At 63.2% G+C, this 14,261-nt stretch carries 14 protein-coding genes and 1 pseudogene; 5 read left to right on the forward strand and 10 right to left on the reverse strand.

Going from position 1 to position 14,261, the window contains the following annotated elements; translation table 11 throughout:
* Window positions 1-185, reverse strand: a pseudogene (locus AC07XM_RS29875) (hypothetical protein); the annotation flags it as partial.
* 197 nt (window positions 186-382) lie between these two features.
* Here AC07XM_RS29875 and AC07XM_RS29880 point away from each other — a divergent pair.
* Both AC07XM_RS29880 and AC07XM_RS29885 read left to right on the forward strand, forming a co-directional pair.
* Window positions 383-1,075 (forward strand): response regulator transcription factor, encoded by a 693-nt coding sequence (locus AC07XM_RS29880; protein ID WP_016486782.1) that lies wholly within the window; start codon window positions 383-385, stop codon window positions 1,073-1,075.
* A complete protein-coding gene (locus tag AC07XM_RS29885) occupies window positions 1,072-2,337 on the forward strand; it encodes a sensor histidine kinase (protein WP_102690197.1) in 1,266 nt (421 codons plus the stop codon). The genes AC07XM_RS29880 and AC07XM_RS29885 overlap by 4 nt, the downstream gene beginning before the upstream one ends.
* Here the strand turns inward: AC07XM_RS29885 and AC07XM_RS29890 are convergent.
* The 8 genes from AC07XM_RS29890 to AC07XM_RS29925 form a co-directional block, all read right to left on the reverse strand.
* Window positions 2,330-3,325 (reverse strand): aldo/keto reductase, encoded by a 996-nt coding sequence (locus AC07XM_RS29890; RefSeq protein WP_016486784.1) that lies wholly within the window; start codon window positions 3,323-3,325, stop codon window positions 2,330-2,332. The genes AC07XM_RS29885 and AC07XM_RS29890 overlap by 8 nt on opposite strands.
* 97 nt (window positions 3,326-3,422) lie before the next feature.
* Window positions 3,423-4,274: a LysR family transcriptional regulator gene (locus AC07XM_RS29895; protein WP_016486785.1), complete on the reverse strand. Its 852-nt coding sequence runs from the start codon at window positions 4,272-4,274 to the stop codon at window positions 3,423-3,425.
* A gap of 114 nt (window positions 4,275-4,388) precedes the next feature.
* Entirely contained in the window at window positions 4,389-5,573 is a 1,185-nt protein-coding gene (locus AC07XM_RS29900; RefSeq protein WP_172455970.1) for an MFS transporter, read from the reverse strand.
* Between the two features lie 118 nt (window positions 5,574-5,691).
* Window positions 5,692-6,162 carry an Lrp/AsnC family transcriptional regulator gene (locus AC07XM_RS29905; protein ID WP_016486787.1) on the reverse strand — a complete coding sequence of 157 codons (471 nt, stop codon included), beginning with the start codon at window positions 6,160-6,162 and terminating at the stop codon, window positions 5,692-5,694.
* A 20-nt stretch (window positions 6,163-6,182) separates the two neighbouring features.
* Window positions 6,183-7,478: an NAD(P)/FAD-dependent oxidoreductase gene (locus AC07XM_RS29910; RefSeq protein ID WP_016486788.1), complete on the reverse strand. Its 1,296-nt coding sequence runs from the start codon at window positions 7,476-7,478 to the stop codon at window positions 6,183-6,185.
* 97 nt (window positions 7,479-7,575) lie between these two features.
* A complete protein-coding gene (locus tag AC07XM_RS29915; RefSeq protein ID WP_016486789.1) occupies window positions 7,576-8,415 on the reverse strand; it encodes an ABC transporter substrate-binding protein in 840 nt (279 codons plus the stop codon).
* A gap of 60 nt (window positions 8,416-8,475) precedes the next feature.
* Window positions 8,476-9,240, reverse strand: a complete 765-nt coding sequence (locus AC07XM_RS29920) for an amino acid ABC transporter ATP-binding protein (RefSeq protein WP_016486790.1) — start codon at window positions 9,238-9,240, stop codon at window positions 8,476-8,478.
* A 15-nt stretch (window positions 9,241-9,255) separates the two neighbouring features.
* Window positions 9,256-10,221: an amino acid ABC transporter permease gene (locus AC07XM_RS29925; RefSeq protein WP_016486791.1), complete on the reverse strand. Its 966-nt coding sequence runs from the start codon at window positions 10,219-10,221 to the stop codon at window positions 9,256-9,258.
* Window positions 10,222-10,601: 380 nt separating this feature from the next.
* Here AC07XM_RS29925 and AC07XM_RS29930 point away from each other — a divergent pair, with 380 nt between their 5' ends.
* Together AC07XM_RS29930 and AC07XM_RS29935 are read left to right on the forward strand one after the other, a co-directional pair.
* A complete protein-coding gene (locus AC07XM_RS29930; protein WP_042914534.1) occupies window positions 10,602-11,726 on the forward strand; it encodes an MFS transporter in 1,125 nt (374 codons plus the stop codon).
* A gap of 37 nt (window positions 11,727-11,763) precedes the next feature.
* Complete coding sequence (locus AC07XM_RS29935) at window positions 11,764-12,414, forward strand: alpha/beta hydrolase (protein ID WP_095117295.1); 651 nt, start codon at window positions 11,764-11,766, stop codon at window positions 12,412-12,414.
* Between the two features lie 138 nt (window positions 12,415-12,552).
* On the opposite strand, the gene AC07XM_RS29940 is transcribed toward AC07XM_RS29935, so the two are convergent.
* On the reverse strand, window positions 12,553-13,434 hold the full coding sequence (locus AC07XM_RS29940) for a LysR family transcriptional regulator (protein WP_016486794.1): 882 nt from the start codon (window positions 13,432-13,434) through the stop codon (window positions 12,553-12,555).
* Window positions 13,435-13,604: 170 nt separating this feature from the next.
* On the opposite strand from AC07XM_RS29940, the gene AC07XM_RS29945 reads away from it, so the two are divergent.
* Window positions 13,605-14,261: thiamine pyrophosphate-binding protein (locus AC07XM_RS29945; protein WP_495046071.1), on the forward strand; the 657-nt coding region annotated here is incomplete at its 3' end.

Below are 14,261 nucleotides of genomic sequence, written 5' to 3' on the forward strand. Positions count from 1 at the left end.
GTCGAGTCCACCAGGCGGCGATCATCGGCCTGGTCGCCGACGTTCAGCGGCAAGGCACCGAAAACACTGCCAGCGGACACCCGCTGCAGGCCGTTGACGCGGATGTCGGCGATCCTGAAAGCGGAGGCATGGGCCAGCGAGGCTTTCAGCAACAGGATGGAGAGCAACAGGCGCGGGTAGTTCATCAGGGGTTCCAGACAAGCGGATTCGAAGGGGAGCAAGCGCGGGCAACCCGCTGGCAGCGGGCGACGAGGATACGGGCGGGCTGTGTACGGCGCGGTTAGCCAAGGGTAAAGATGTGTAAAGTCCGACCAGCCGGCGGTGACAGTACTGGCCGGCGGGGCGATCATTACAGCCCCTGAAATTGCGATGTCTGGCCCCGATGATCCCTGTGCTGCTGGTCGACGACGACCGCGAACTGACTGAAATGCTCTCTTTGTACCTGGCACGCGAAGGCTTCCAGGCCACGGCGGTGGCCACGGGTGAAGAGGGCGAGACCCAGGCATTGTCCGGTCACTTCCAGGTGGTGGTGCTGGACGTGATGCTGCCGGGTATTTCTGGCATCGAAGTGCTGCGGCGCGTGCGTGCGCGCAGTCAGGTGCCGGTGCTGCTGCTGACCGCGCGTGGCGACAATATCGACCGTATTGCCGGCCTTGAGCTTGGGGCTGATGACTATGTTCCCAAGCCCAGCTCCCCGGGTGAACTGGTTGCACGCCTGCGGGCGATACTGCGCCGGGTGCAGCCGCAACCGACAGGCGAGGGCAGTGCGCCCGAACAGGTGCGCACGGGCGCATTGAAGCTGTGGCCAGGACGTCGTGAAGCGCATTGGGGCCAAGCCACGCTGGAGCTGACGGGCTCGGAATTCAGCCTGCTCGAAGCGTTGGCTCGCCAGGCTGGTCAGTTGGTCAGCAAGCAGGACCTGTCCCTCAATGCCCTGGGGCGGCCGTTGACCCGTTATGACCGGCGCATCGACGTGCACGTCAGCAGCATTCGGCAAAAGCTCGGCCCGCGGGCCGATGGCAGCAGCTGGATCCAGAGCGTGCGTGGCATGGGCTACATGCTGATTGTCGAATGATGCGTCGGCGTCTGTTCTGGAAGCTGTTCCTGGCGTTCTGGCTGGCCAACTGCCTGACCTTCCTGGTGGGGGCGGGGGCCTTCATGCTCAATGACTGGCGCGGTGATACCCCGGCGCTGCGTTCGCTGCTGGCCACAGAACTGCAGTTACTGCAGCGTTACGGCGAGCAGGCCGGTCGGCAACTGCTGGAGGTGTCACCGCAGCCGCCGGATGTGCAAGTGGGCCTATATGACAGCCAAGGCCAGCTGCTGGCGGGCAGGGCGGTGCCGGTGTCGCGTTTCGAGCAGGCGTTGAGCGACCGAGAAGGCCGCCCGTTGGTGTTGCGTGCGTCGGTGGCTACGGCGCTTGGCGAGCCGCCGCGCCCGCGTGGCATGGGCCCGTTGGTGACCGGCACGCTGATGAGTGCGTTGTTTGCCTTTCTGTGCAGCCTTTACCTGACTCGCCCATTGGCCTGGTTGCGTGAAGCCATGGGGCAGGTGGCCCAAGGCAGGTTCGATGTGCGTGTAAAACCCAGGTTGGGCAAACGGCGCGACGAGATCGTCGAACTGGCCGAGGACTGCGACCGCATGGCCGGCCAGCTCAAGGCCCTGGTACAGGCGCAGCAGAACCTGCTGCACGATATTTCCCACGAACTGCGTTCTCCGCTGACCCGCATGCATGCCGCCATCGGCCTGATGCGTCAGCAGCCTGACCGACACGACATGCTGCAGCGGGTGGAGCGCGAATCACGGCGCATGGACGACCTGATCGAGCAACTGCTGACCCTGGCCCGCGCCCAGGCTCGGCAGGGCGACGGCGCCTTTGCCAGTGTAGATGTGACAGAGTTGCTGGCGCAGATCGTTGAAGACGCCCGTTTTGAAGCGGGCATGAAGCGGTGCCAGGTATCGTTGCAAGCCCAAGGGGCGTTTCTCATCCTGGGGCATGAAGAGCTGCTGTACCGGGCGTTCGAGAACATCATCCGCAACGCTGTTCGCTATACCGCCGTCGGCACAGAAGTGTTGGTGAGCGCTGTGTTGGCGCCGGGCGGGCAATGGCTTCAGGTCAGTGTCAGCGACCACGGTCCGGGGGTAGACCCGGCCCGTCTGAAGCGTATCTTCGAGCCGTTCGACCGCGGCACCGACAGTAGCGACGATGGCTTTGGCCTGGGCCTGGCGATTGCCCAGCGGGCCATTGTCCTGCATGGCGGAAGCATTACCGCGCTGGCCGCAACCAGCGGCGGCCTGCGCGTGCGCATCGAGCTGCCGCAAAACCGCCCTACTTGAAGCCGGTCACGGCGTGGGGAACGTAAGGGGCCTGCAAGCGCGCCACCTCGGTCTCGCTCAGCTGCAGTGACAACGCGCCCAGTGCATCGTCCAGATGGGCGGGCTTCGAGGCCCCGACGATAGGGGCGCTAACGCCGGTCTTGCCCAGTACCCAGGCCAGCGCAACCTGGGCCATCGGCACACCCCGTTCGCCAGCGATCTGTTCGACGACATCGATCACTCGGCCGTCCTCTACCTCGGTCTTTTCGTAGAACGACTGGCCGGATACATCGCTGCGGGTGCGTGCTGTCTGCTGCCCGTGCGGCCGGGTCAGGCGCCCGCGGGCCATCGGGCTCCAGGGCATCAGCCCCACCCCCTGGTCCAGGCACAGTGGGATCATCTCGCGCTCTTCCTCCCGGTAGATCAGGTTGAGGTAGTTCTGCATCGACACAAAACGGCTCCAGCCGTTGCTGGCCGCCACCTGCTGTGCCTTGGCGAACTGCCAGGCGTACATCGATGAAGCACCGATGTAGCGTGCCTTGCCGGCCTTGACCACGTCATGCAGGGCTTCCATGGTCTCCTCGATGGGGGTGTGGTAGTCCCAGCGGTGGATCTGGTACAGGTCGACGTAGTCGGTACCCAGGCGGGTGAGGCTGGCGTCGATGCTGGCCATGATCGCCTTGCGCGACAAGCCTTGCTCATTGGGCCGGCTGGCGCCTTCCCACATGTTGGCAGGGAAGAACACCTTGGTGGCAATCACGGTTTCTTCCCGGCGGGTGAATGCCTTCAACAGTTTCCCGACGATGATTTCCGAGGTGCCGGCAGAATAGCTGTTGGCAGTGTCGAAGAAGTTGATGCCTTGCTCTACGGCATGGCGAATGATGGGGCGGCTGGCGGCTTCGCCCAAGGTCCAGGGATGCGTGCCGGCGTCGGGTTCGCCGAAGGTCATGCAGCCCAGACACAGCCTGGAAATGTCCAGCCCGGTGTTACCCAGCTTTACGTATTGCATCGTTTTCTCCTTCGGGGGGCGTTAGTGATGGGGGGAGACTAACGCTGGCCCGCCTGCGCGAAAATTCCGCATTAGTGCACGTGCATTACGCAAAAATTCACAAGCGTAGCAGTGGCCGCACCTGTTGCTGAAGGAAGTCGGTAACGGCCTTGATCCGTGGGGTGGCGCGCACGTCTTCATGGACTGCCTGCCAGATTTCGATGCTCATGGTCTGTTCGGCGCTGCCGGCGTCCTTCAGGCCGTGCTCCTGCGCCATGAACGCCGGCAGGCAGGCGATGCCGATGCCGCCGGCACAGGCCTGAGCCTGGATGCGCAGGTCATTGCTGCGCAGTGCGAACGGCTGCTGGCCGGCCTGGCGGTTCAGCCATTGCTGTTGCGGTGAGTTGGCCTGGGATTCGTCGTAACCGATGTAGCGTCGTGCCGCTGCACTGGCCAAGTAGCCGGGCGAGGCGTACAACCGGTAGTCCAGGTGGCCCAGAAGGCTGGCCACCAGGGTCGGTTCTGTCGGCCTGGCCAGGGTGATGCTGATGTCAGCTTCGCGGCGGGCCAGAGATGCCTTTGATTTGCTGCCCACCAGCTTCAGGCGCAACCGTGGGTAGCGCTGGTACAGCTCGCCCAGGCGTCGGGCGACGATGCTGCCGAGCAGTGCCGGTGGTGCCGACAGCACCACCTCGCCTTCCACCGCCTGTTGGCCGGCGCTGGCGAAATGTTCTAGGGCGAAGGAGGACAGGGTCATTTGCTCGGCAAGTTCGGCAACGCGTCGGCCTTCGTCGGTGAGCACATAGGCGCGGGGGCGCCGGTCAACCAGCTTGAGCTTGAGCGAGGCTTCGAGCGAAGCGATGCGCCGGGCCACGGTGGCGTGGTCGACGCCCAAGGCCTTGGCGGCGGCGGACAGCGAACCGGCCGAGGTGAAGGCAGAGAAATGACGCAGGTCTTCCCAATCGAACATGAAGGGCTCGGCAGTGGCTTGTGTGAAGGGGGTAGGGTAGCGGTTTCGGGGGGCACTGTAGATTGCGGCGGGTTGGAGATTTTGGGGCTGCTTTGCAGCCCCACGTGGCTGGCCTCAGTGGCCGCCTTTCATGCGTCGTGCCACCAGATAGATGCCCAGCCCAACCAGCGCAGTTGCCGCGCCGATATAGCCAGTGCTGGTCCAGCCCAGGCCCGCAGTAATCGCCATGCCACCCAGCCATGGTCCCAGCGCATTGGCCAGGTTGAACGCTGCATGGTTCGACGCAGCTGCCAGGCTAGGCGCTTCATGGGCAATGTCCATCAGGCGGATCTGCAATGGCGCTGCCAGTGCGATCATGGTACCCACCAGGCCGATGCCCAACAGCAGGCTCCACAGTGCCTGGGCGGCAATGGTGAAGAACAGCAGCACGGCGATCGACCACACCAGCACCAGCCCCACGGCGCGGAACTGCAGGCGGTCGAACAGTTTGCCGCCGGCAATGTTGCCGACGATGCCGCCCACCCCGAACGCCGCAAGGCCGAACGGAATCCACTGGGGCGATACCTGGGTCACCTGCAGCATGGTCGGCGCCAGGTAGCTGAATACCGTAAACATGCCGGCAAAGCCGATCGACGCGATGGCCAGCGCCATCCATACCTGCGGGAGGGTGAAGGCTTGCAGTTCCTTGCGTGGGTCGCTGCGCACTTCGTCGTGGCGCTGGGGCACAAAGCGCCATACCAGGGCGATGGTGCACAGCGCGATGGCGCCAACCAGCACGAACGCTGAACGCCAGCCAAAGTACTGGCCCAGATACGTGGCTAGCGGGTTGCCCAGCAGCATGGCCAAGGTCAGGCCCATCATCACCCGTGCAACGGCACCCGCTCGGTGGTCCTTGGCCACCATGCTGGATGCCACCACTGCGGCAATGCCGAAGTAGGCGCCGTGGGGCAGGCCGCTGATAAAGCGGAAGGCAACCAGGCTGCTGAACGAAGGGGCGAAAGCGGTAGCCAGGTTGCCAAGGGCGTACAGTGCCATCAGCAGCAGCAACATGTGCTTGCGCAGCAGCCGCGCACCCAGAATCGCGAGTGTCGGGGCGCCAACCATCACCCCCAGTGCGTAGGCACTGATGGCATGCCCCACCTGGGGCTCACTCAATTGCAGGTTGTTGGCAATGTCGGGCATCAGGCCCATGATGGCGAATTCGCCGGTGCCGATGGCAAAGCTGCCCAGCGCCATGGCGGCTGACATCTTCGCGACGGTGCCTTTACCGGGGAGAGGGGGTATTTGCGGAACTGACATCTGTATCCCTTTTGAAACATGCTGAAACGTTCAAGGCGGGATCATAGTCAATATTTGCCGGCAACGTCGAGGAACCTGAGCAGCTTGTGGGGGCATCGGCGGCCTGGCTGGGGAGCGTTTAAACGGTCAGCTTCTTGCTGAACTTGGTTTCCATGACAATGTGCGAAGCCGTGTGCGTAACCCCCTTGATCATGTTGATGCGGGTCAGCTCGGCATTGAGCTCGCCCAGCGTATGGGTGGTCAGGTGGATAATGAAGTCCATCTCGCCCGACACCGCATACACCGCCTGCACCGCGTCCATTTTGCGCAGGGTGGTCATCACATCGGTGTAGCTCTTGTTGCTGCACGAGGTCATGGTGAAGCAGTTGATCACCTGCTGCAGCTTGTCTTGGTCGATGCGCACACTGTAGCCGGTGATCACCCCGGCGTTTTCCAGGCGGTTGATGCGCTCCTGTACCGCCGAGCGAGACACGCCCAGCTTGCGCGCCAGCGAGGCGGTGGGCTCACGGGCGTTGGCCTGCAGCAGCCCGAGCAATTGCCGGTCCTTCTCAGTCAGTTTGAACAGCGCGCCGGGTGGGAGGGCGTCCATGGTGGTTCCTGGTGTTTGTTCTAGTTGTGGTACTGCGCGCGGGCTTCCTGGAACCTGTCCATCAGCTTCAGCCCGGCATACACCGTTTGCGCCGCAGCGGGTCCGAACGGCCCGCCATTCCATTCCAGGCCATAGGCGTCGAACAGGCGGTAGCGGTCGGTTTCGCCACAGATTGCTTCGCTGACAACCCGGGCGCCCACAGGTGCGGTGTTCATACCATGGCCCCCAAATGAAGTACAAGCCCACAGCCCTGGACCGAGGGGGCCGATGTGCGGCATTTTGTGGCGGGCGTAACCCATCAGCCCGGACCAGGCCTTGGCGATTTTCAAACCCTGCAACTGTGGATACACGCTGAGGATGTCACGGGTCAGCAACTGACCCAGGCGCTGTTCGTCCTGCAGGTTGCGCGTGGTGATATGGCCGCCCCACAGCAGGCGGTCACCCTCGACGATGCGGTAGTAGTCGGAGGCGCGGCGGTTGTCGCCGACTGCGTCCGTGGTACGTACTACGTCACGCAGGCGCTCACCCAGGTGTTCGGTCAGCACCACATAAGTGGCAATCGGCAGGAACGCCCGGCGCAGCTGGCCGAACTCCGGGCCGCCGTAGCCACCGCAGCAGTACACCACATCGGCACAGGTCACCGCGCCGTCGGCGGTGATCACGCGATGACTGCCGGCTCTGCGCTCTACCCGCAGCATCGGCGACTGTTCGTGGATGCGACCACCGGCCAGCTCGACCAGCTCGGCCAGGCCCAGGCAGTAGTTCAGTGGGTGGAAGTGAAAACCATGGCTGTCCCGCAACCCCTGGAAGTAGCGGTCGGTGTTCAGACGGCTGCGCAGTGCCTGTGTGTCCAGGTATTCCAGGTTGAAATCGAAGTCGCGGGCCATACGGTCGCGGGTGCGCTGCAGGTTGTCGGCGTCGTCGTAGCGCACCACGCTCAGCTTGCCGGTGGTGGCGGCGCAGCCTGGCAACTGGTGGCGGGCGATGGTGTCGCGGACGATATCGACGCCCTCCAGCGATAGCCGGAACAAGGCGGCGGCGGTCTGCTTGCCGCAACGCCGCTCGATCGCCGACAGCCCCTCGGACCACCCCTGCAACACAAAGCCGCCATTGCGCCCAGAGGCGCCCCATGCCACCCGTGCCGCCTCCAGCAACACCACCGAGCGCCCACGCGCCAGCAGCTCGCGGGCCACGCTCAGGCCTGCCAGGCCGCCGCCAATCACGCATGCATCTGCCCGGGTCTCACCGGTCAACCCGGCTCGCTGGGGGGCAGGGCGCATGGTCCCGGTATAGTAGTTGTTGCTGTAGCTGGCCATCGGCTGGGTCATCCTTTTACGGGGCGCTGCAGGTTTTGCGGGCATGGGGGGGCCGTACGCCCTTCAAGTCAAGGGCGCAGGCTTGCGGGTAATGGCGTTACTGCACTTGTGTAAGGTCGGCGCCGTACCATTTTTCCGACAGCTGTTTCAGCGTGCCGTCGGCCTTCATGTCGTCGATGGCCTTGGCCAGTTCAGCGTTGAAGGCGTCGTCGCCCTTGTCGGTGGCGATGGCCAGGGGCTCGTAGTAGGCGGGCTTGCCCTGCACCGGGGCAACCGGGTAACCGGCCTTGATCGCGCCCATGATGGTTGGCAGTGCAGACAGGGTGGCATCCAGGCGGGTGCCGTTGCCTATGCGCAGGTCGTCCAGCGGGCCCATGCTGTCGCCGTAGGTTTGCACGTTGCCCGGCTCCACGCTGTAGCTGAACGCGGGCACGTCCGCGGCGTCGATTTTCAGCCGACGGTTGATATAGTCCTCGGACGTGGTGCCAGCTTCAACGCCGATGGTCTTGCCATTGAGGTCGGCCGCGCTGGCGCCGGCGGCGTCCTTGTGCACCGCGAACACATACGGGGTGTAGTAGTAAATGGCCGGAAAGTCGAGCACCCGCCCCCGCTCGGTGGTGGGGGTCATCGAGCCGACTGACAGGTCCCAGCGGCTTGCCCAGCGCCCCGCGGTGATGATGCCGTATTCCGGGGTGACAAACGCCACCTTGGCGCCCAGGCGCTTGCCAATCTCGTTGGCCACATCAATGTCGAAGCCCTTGAGGGTGTTGTCCTCGCCAAGAAATGACTGCGGTGGCCAGTTGGCGGCTGTGGCCACTTTCATGACCTTGCTCTGGTGGATACGATCGAGCGTGGCGCCGGCCCACGCGGCGCCTGTCATCAAGGTCAGGCAGCCGGCAACGGCGGTAAGGGCAAACAAGCGAGCGACTGGGTTCATACGGAAAGTCTCCGGGCATGCAATTGTTGTTGTGGTATTGGCACAGCGGTAGACACAGGCTCAGTGGCTGAGGATTTGCGAGAGAAACTCCCTGGCGCGCGCATGGCCAGGGTTGTCGAAGAACGCGTCGGGCCGGCCTTGTTCGATTACCTGGCCTTGGTCCATGAAGATGATGCGGTCGGCCACCCGGCGGGCGAAGCCCATTTCGTGGGTAACGCAAAGCATGGTGATGCCGTCCTTGGCCAGCTCGCCCATTACGTCGAGCACCTCTTTGACCATTTCCGGGTCCAACGCCGAGGTCGGTTCGTCGAACAGCATGATGCGCGGCTTCATGCACAGCGCACGAGCAATGGCCACACGTTGTTGCTGGCCGCCGGAAAGCTGCCCGGGGAACTTGTCGGCCTGGCTGGCGATACGCACCCGGTGCAGATACTCCAGCGCCAGGGCGCGGGCCTCTGGCGCGCTGAGCTTGCTGACCAGGCGCGGGCCGAGCATCAGGTTTTCCAGCACGGTCAGGTGCGGGAACAGGTTGAACTGCTGGAACACCATGCCCACCTGGCGACGGATGGCGGCGACGCTTGCCGCATCACGGTTCAGTGGGTTGCCGGCGATTTGCACCTGACCTTTCTGGAAGTCTTCCAGCAGGTTCAGGCACCGGATCAACGTGGATTTGCCCGAGCCGGAAGGCCCACAGACCACCACGATTTCGCCGCTGGCGATCTCCAGGTCAATGCCCTTGAGCACATGAAACTCGCCGTACCATTTCTGCAAGCCGCGAATTGACACGGCGGCCTGGCCGGCAGCGGGGGTAAAAGGCTGGTTCATCAGGGGGTTCCTCGATCAACGGTGGGCGCGGTCGAAACGTTTTTCCAGGCGCGATTGCACGGTTTCGAGCAGGATCGACAGCACCCAGTACAAGACGGCAGCGGTGATCAGCATTTCCAAGTGGCGGAACTCCGCACGGCCCTGGGTGCGGGCGAGGAACATCAGCTCCCATACACCGATCACTGACACCAGCGAGCTGTCTTTGAGCATGGAGATGAACTGGTTGCCGGTAGGTGGAATGATCAGCCGCATCGACTGCGGCAGGATCACCCGGGTCATGGCCTGGAAGGGCGTCAGGCCGATCGCCCGCGACGCTTCCCATTGCCCGCGCGGGATGCTGCTGATACCGGCGCGGAAGATTTCCGTCATGTAAGCGCCGTAGCACAGCGACAACGCCAGGATGCCTGCCGGCACGGCGCCCACCACATAGCCGAGCTGGGGGATGCCGAGGTAGATCAGGTAGATCTGGATCAGTAGCGGCACACCGCGGAAGAACGAGGTGTAGAAGCTGGCAATGGCGATGGCGAAACCGTTGGACGACAGCCGGGCAGTAGCCCCCAGCAGCGCCAGAACAAAGGCGATGGCGATGGAGAGGGTGGACACGTAGACGGTGGTGAACACCCCTTGGGTGATCATGAAGCCGACCTTGCTGGCGATGAAACTGTAAGACAGGTCGAAGGTGTCGAAGAACAGCAGGAACAGCAGCAACAGCTCACACCAGACCGTTATCACCTGGGCCCGTAACGGAAAACGGCCAAGGATGAACAGGTTCAGTACCAGGGTCACCGCCAAGGTGCCGGCCACTGCGGCGTTACGCAGCAGCGGTGCCTGCAGGTCGAGTACGATCGGGCCCATCAGCCGGGCGAGGCTACCGTCACCCACGCCACAGAGCAGGGCGGTGGCGAATATCACAGCGGCGACCAAACCCATGAATGCCGGTTTATCGGTCGCACGCGGTTTGACGATGTGGTCTCTGTACATGGGGTCGTGCCTCACGGAGCTGGGCTCGTTTGTTGTTGTGGGGTCATTGTAGGGAGGCGAAGCGCAGGCAAGAACCTGTGGAATCGCAACAAATATCAAATTTGTTTTGGCAATTACGGAGGTTGCACCCTGACATCTGCCAGTGAATGCCCACCAGATTGCTACCGGGCCACAAGCGTGCGTACAAATGTACTCCATCCGTTTTTTAAGCTGTCTACTGCGCGCATAACTGAAATGCCGGGATGTTGTGGCAAGCCATACGCCTGCTCTTTTAGACTGCCACCTGCGTGCGCCGACATCCGGCCCGCTTGGTGGATAAGGCTGCTGTCGTGAATGCTGGCGTACGTTTTCCCGGGCCCTTGGGTATTTTCTGGCTGGGCCTGCTGCAAATCCTGGTGTGGGGTGGTTCGTTCTTCCTCCTGGCGGTGATGGGCAAGCCAATCCTGCACGAGACCGGCTGGGACAGCGGCTGGGTGTATGGGGCGCTGTCGCTGGCCCTGATGGTGTCGGCGTTGTTGGCGCCGCTGTCCAGCCGCCTGGTGGCGCGCTATGGCGGGCGCTGGCAACTGGCCGCCAGCGGCGCGGTAGTGGGGCTGGGCTTGCTGGTGGTTGCCAACTGCCACAGCCTGCAGGTATTCCTGCTGGCCTGGGTGATCATTGGCGCGGGGATGGCAATGGGGCTTTACGAAGCACTATTTGCCACCCTCGGTGCCCTGTATGCCGAACGGGCGGGACGGGCGATTACGGGCATCACCCTGATTTCAGGGTTTGCCACTACCGTGACCTGGCCGGTACTCGCCCTCGCCATCGAGCAACTGGGCTGGCGCACGGCCTGCATGGCTTATGCGTTGGTGCTGATCGTTGCCGTGGCGCCGCTGTACCTCTGGGTGTTGCCGGCAGGCCAGCCCCGGCAGAAGGCCCAGAGCATGACGGCGGTGGCAGATCAGCCCGTGCACCGCCGCCTTTACTGGCTGCTGACCGCAATCTTCGCCATTGGCGCGATCATCATGACTGCCGTTTCAGTGCAACTGGTGGCGGTCCTGCAGGGCCAGGGCCATTCGCTGGCGGCTGCCATTGGCCTGAGTGCCTTGCTTGGGCCAAGCCAGGTGGCCTCGCGGGTGCTGCAGATCATCGCCGGCAAGCGCCACCCGATATGGACTGCGCTGGTATCATCAGTGCTGGTTGCTGTAGGTCTGACGCTGGTGGCCGTGGCGCCGGGGATGACCGCGCTGGGCCTGCTGCTGTATGGCTGTGGCAATGGTCTGCGCGCCATTGTCAGGGGGCTGCTGCCGCTGGCCCTGATGCCGCCTGCCCAGTATGTTGCGCTGATGGGCAAGATGTCGCGCCCATCATTGATTGGCCAGGCACTGACGCCCTTGGTGGGCGGTTATCTGTTCCAGCACTTCGGCGCGACGGGGGTACTGGCAACGCTCTCGGCCCTGGCATTGACCAGTGTCGTGCTGGTGTTGCTGGTGGTGCATGGCCTCCCGCGGCAAACGGCGTGATCAGGCGCCACTCATTTGGCTAGCAAGGACGAAAACGATGTCGGATGCACCACGTAACCCGTTGCTTATCGATGGGCCGGCCGGCCAGATCGAGCTGCTGATCGACTACTCTGCCGGGCCGCCCAAGGGGGTGGTGCTGGTCAGTCACCCACAACCGCTGCTGGGCGGTAGCCCGCGCCATATCGTGCCGCTGACCCTGGCGCGGCAGCTGTGCGCAGCCGGTTGGCAGGTGGTGCGGCCGAGTTTCCGTGGGGTAGGGCAGACCCAAGGTGCGCACGACGAGGGTATCGGCGAAGCGCAAGACTGCATCGCGGTCATCCGTCACTTCAGACGGGAGTTGCCTGCGCTACCGGTAGCCCTGGTCGGGTTTTCTTTTGGTGCTTATGTGTTCGCCCGTGTGGCCTGTGCGCTTGAAGGGCAGTTGCAGGCAGTGGCGTTGCTGGGGCTGCCGGTGGGTGATGTACCGGGCGGGCGATATTACGAGCCATTGCCGGTGCCTGCGGATTGCCTGCTGCTGCATGGCGAACAGGATGAAATGGCGCCGCTGGCCAACCTGTTGCAATGGGCTGGCCCGGGGCAACGGGCGGTGTCGGTTTATGCAGGTGCCAACCACTTTTTCAAGGGCTGCCTGGGGCGGGCGGCTGAGCAGGTGATCGCCCATCTGGCGTTGAAAACTGCGCTCCCATAGGCACTGGCGCGTCGGTCTGGCACCGGCTTTGCCGGTGTTCGCGGCTAAAGCCGCTCCCACAGGGACTGCGGGTGCCCAACATTTACGCTGTACCTGTGGGAGCGGCTTTAGCCGCGAAAGGGCCGGAACAGGCGAGCCTCACCGCTCCAGGTAATTCATCTGCGCAGCAAAGTCGATGAACCGCTTGCTGGCCAGCGACAGGTATTCCCCCGAGCGCCAACACAATCTGAAGCTCATCAGCTGCGCCGGCCGGAACGGCACCCCGACGATACCCGGCGTGCGCTGCTGGACCGAGCGCAGCAGGGTTGCCACGCCCATGTTGTCCAGCGCGGCCTGCACCACCAGTGAGACGAAGTTGCTCTGCAACGCCACTTGGTAAGTAATCCCGTGTTCGGCGAAGAAGGCGTCCAGTAGGTGACGTTGAACGAACGTGCGGTCGAACACGACCATGTCGGTATTGCGCAGGTCTTGCGCCGTGAGGAAGGCTTTGCCGGCATAAGGGTGGTCGGGGTGCATACACGCCAGCATCTCGTCACTGCCCAGCAGAATCGATTCCTTGTCGGGCGGCACTCGCCTGGACTCCAGCAGTGCCAGGTCGATTTCCCGTTGCTCCAGACGATGGCCAATGTCCTCGGCACTGCCTTCGAATACGGTCATGGCAATGCCTGGATACAGCTGGCGGAAGGCGTTCATCAACCCGGGTACATAGTGCAGGCCGAACATGGGCGGGATGCCCAGGCGCACTTCGCCGCGTTTCAGGTCGGCCATGTCGCGCAGTTCTTGCCGGGCGACATCCATCTCGCGCAACGCCGACGCAATGCGTGGCAGGAACTGTTCGCCCTCGGCGGTAAGGATGACTTTGCGCGTGGTGCGGTTGAACAGGGTCACGCCCAGCTCTTCTTCCAGACGGGTGACGGCCATGCTCAGCGCCGGCTGGGCAATGTGCAAATGCTGCGCAGCCTTGGTGAAGCTGCCCTGGCGTACGATCTCGACGCAGCAGCGCAATGCCTTGAGGTTCATTGAGGGGCTCTACCATTCATAACGAACTGTGATGCTAAGCATCATAACAATATATTTATTATTATTAACCAGAGGGCCTACGATGCGCGCCACTGAGACATCCTGCAACATCTCAGTCACGCAGCGAAATAAAGCTGCAATCCCACAAAGATTTTGAGGTAGTACCCCAAATGGCCAAGGCCGCCGATGTCGTTGTGCAATGCCTGGAAAACGAAGGTGTCGAGTATGTGTTCGGCATTCCCGGTGAGGAAAACCTCGACCTGCTCGAATCCCTGCGCAAGTCGAAGATCAAGCTGGTACTGACCCGCCATGAGCAGTCTGCAGGCTTCATGGCTGCCACCTACGGCCGCCTGACCGGCAAGACCGGCGTCAGCCTGTCCACCCTCGGCCCCGGCGCCACCAACCTGGTCACCGCCAGCGCCTACGCCTACCTGGGCGGCATGCCGATGATGATGATCACCGGCCAGAAGCCGATCAAGAAGTCCAAGCAGGGCCGCTTCCAGATCATTGACGTGTGCGGCATGATGGACCCCATCACCAAGTACACCCACCAGTTCGCCTCGGCCGACAACATCCCGGCCCGCATGCGTGAAGCCTTCCGCCTGGCCGAAGAAGAAAAGCCGGGTGCGGTACACCTGGAACTGCCGGAAGACATCGCCGCCGAGCAGACCGATGCACTGCCGATCCCGCGTAGCCTGCACCGCCGCCCGCTGGCCGAACACGTAGCCATCGAAGCTGCCGTCGAGAAATTGCAGAACGCCCGTAACCCGATCCTGGTGATCGGTGCCGGTGCCAACCGCAAGATGACCGCCAAGGTCCTCAAGCAG

Source organism: Pseudomonas sp. GW460-LB5, from assembly GCF_059423245.1.

Coding starts and splice junctions, on each gene's coding strand:
- AC07XM_RS29880 (WP_016486782.1), top strand. CDS start 383: ATGATCCCTGTGCTGCTGGTCGACGACGACCGCGAACTGACTGAAATG.
- AC07XM_RS29885 (WP_102690197.1), top strand. CDS start 1,072: ATGATGCGTCGGCGTCTGTTCTGGAAGCTGTTCCTGGCGTTCTGGCTG.
- AC07XM_RS29890 (WP_016486784.1), bottom strand. CDS start 3,325: ATGCAATACGTAAAGCTGGGTAACACCGGGCTGGACATTTCCAGGCTG.
- AC07XM_RS29895 (WP_016486785.1), bottom strand. CDS start 4,274: ATGTTCGATTGGGAAGACCTGCGTCATTTCTCTGCCTTCACCTCGGCC.
- AC07XM_RS29900 (WP_172455970.1), bottom strand. CDS start 5,573: ATGTCAGTTCCGCAAATACCCCCTCTCCCCGGTAAAGGCACCGTCGCG.
- AC07XM_RS29905 (WP_016486787.1), bottom strand. CDS start 6,162: ATGGACGCCCTCCCACCCGGCGCGCTGTTCAAACTGACTGAGAAGGAC.
- AC07XM_RS29910 (WP_016486788.1), bottom strand. CDS start 7,478: ATGGCCAGCTACAGCAACAACTACTATACCGGGACCATGCGCCCTGCC.
- AC07XM_RS29915 (WP_016486789.1), bottom strand. CDS start 8,415: ATGAACCCAGTCGCTCGCTTGTTTGCCCTTACCGCCGTTGCCGGCTGC.
- AC07XM_RS29920 (WP_016486790.1), bottom strand. CDS start 9,240: ATGAACCAGCCTTTTACCCCCGCTGCCGGCCAGGCCGCCGTGTCAATT.
- AC07XM_RS29925 (WP_016486791.1), bottom strand. CDS start 10,221: ATGTACAGAGACCACATCGTCAAACCGCGTGCGACCGATAAACCGGCA.
- AC07XM_RS29935 (WP_095117295.1), top strand. CDS start 11,764: ATGTCGGATGCACCACGTAACCCGTTGCTTATCGATGGGCCGGCCGGC.
- AC07XM_RS29940 (WP_016486794.1), bottom strand. CDS start 13,434: ATGAACCTCAAGGCATTGCGCTGCTGCGTCGAGATCGTACGCCAGGGC.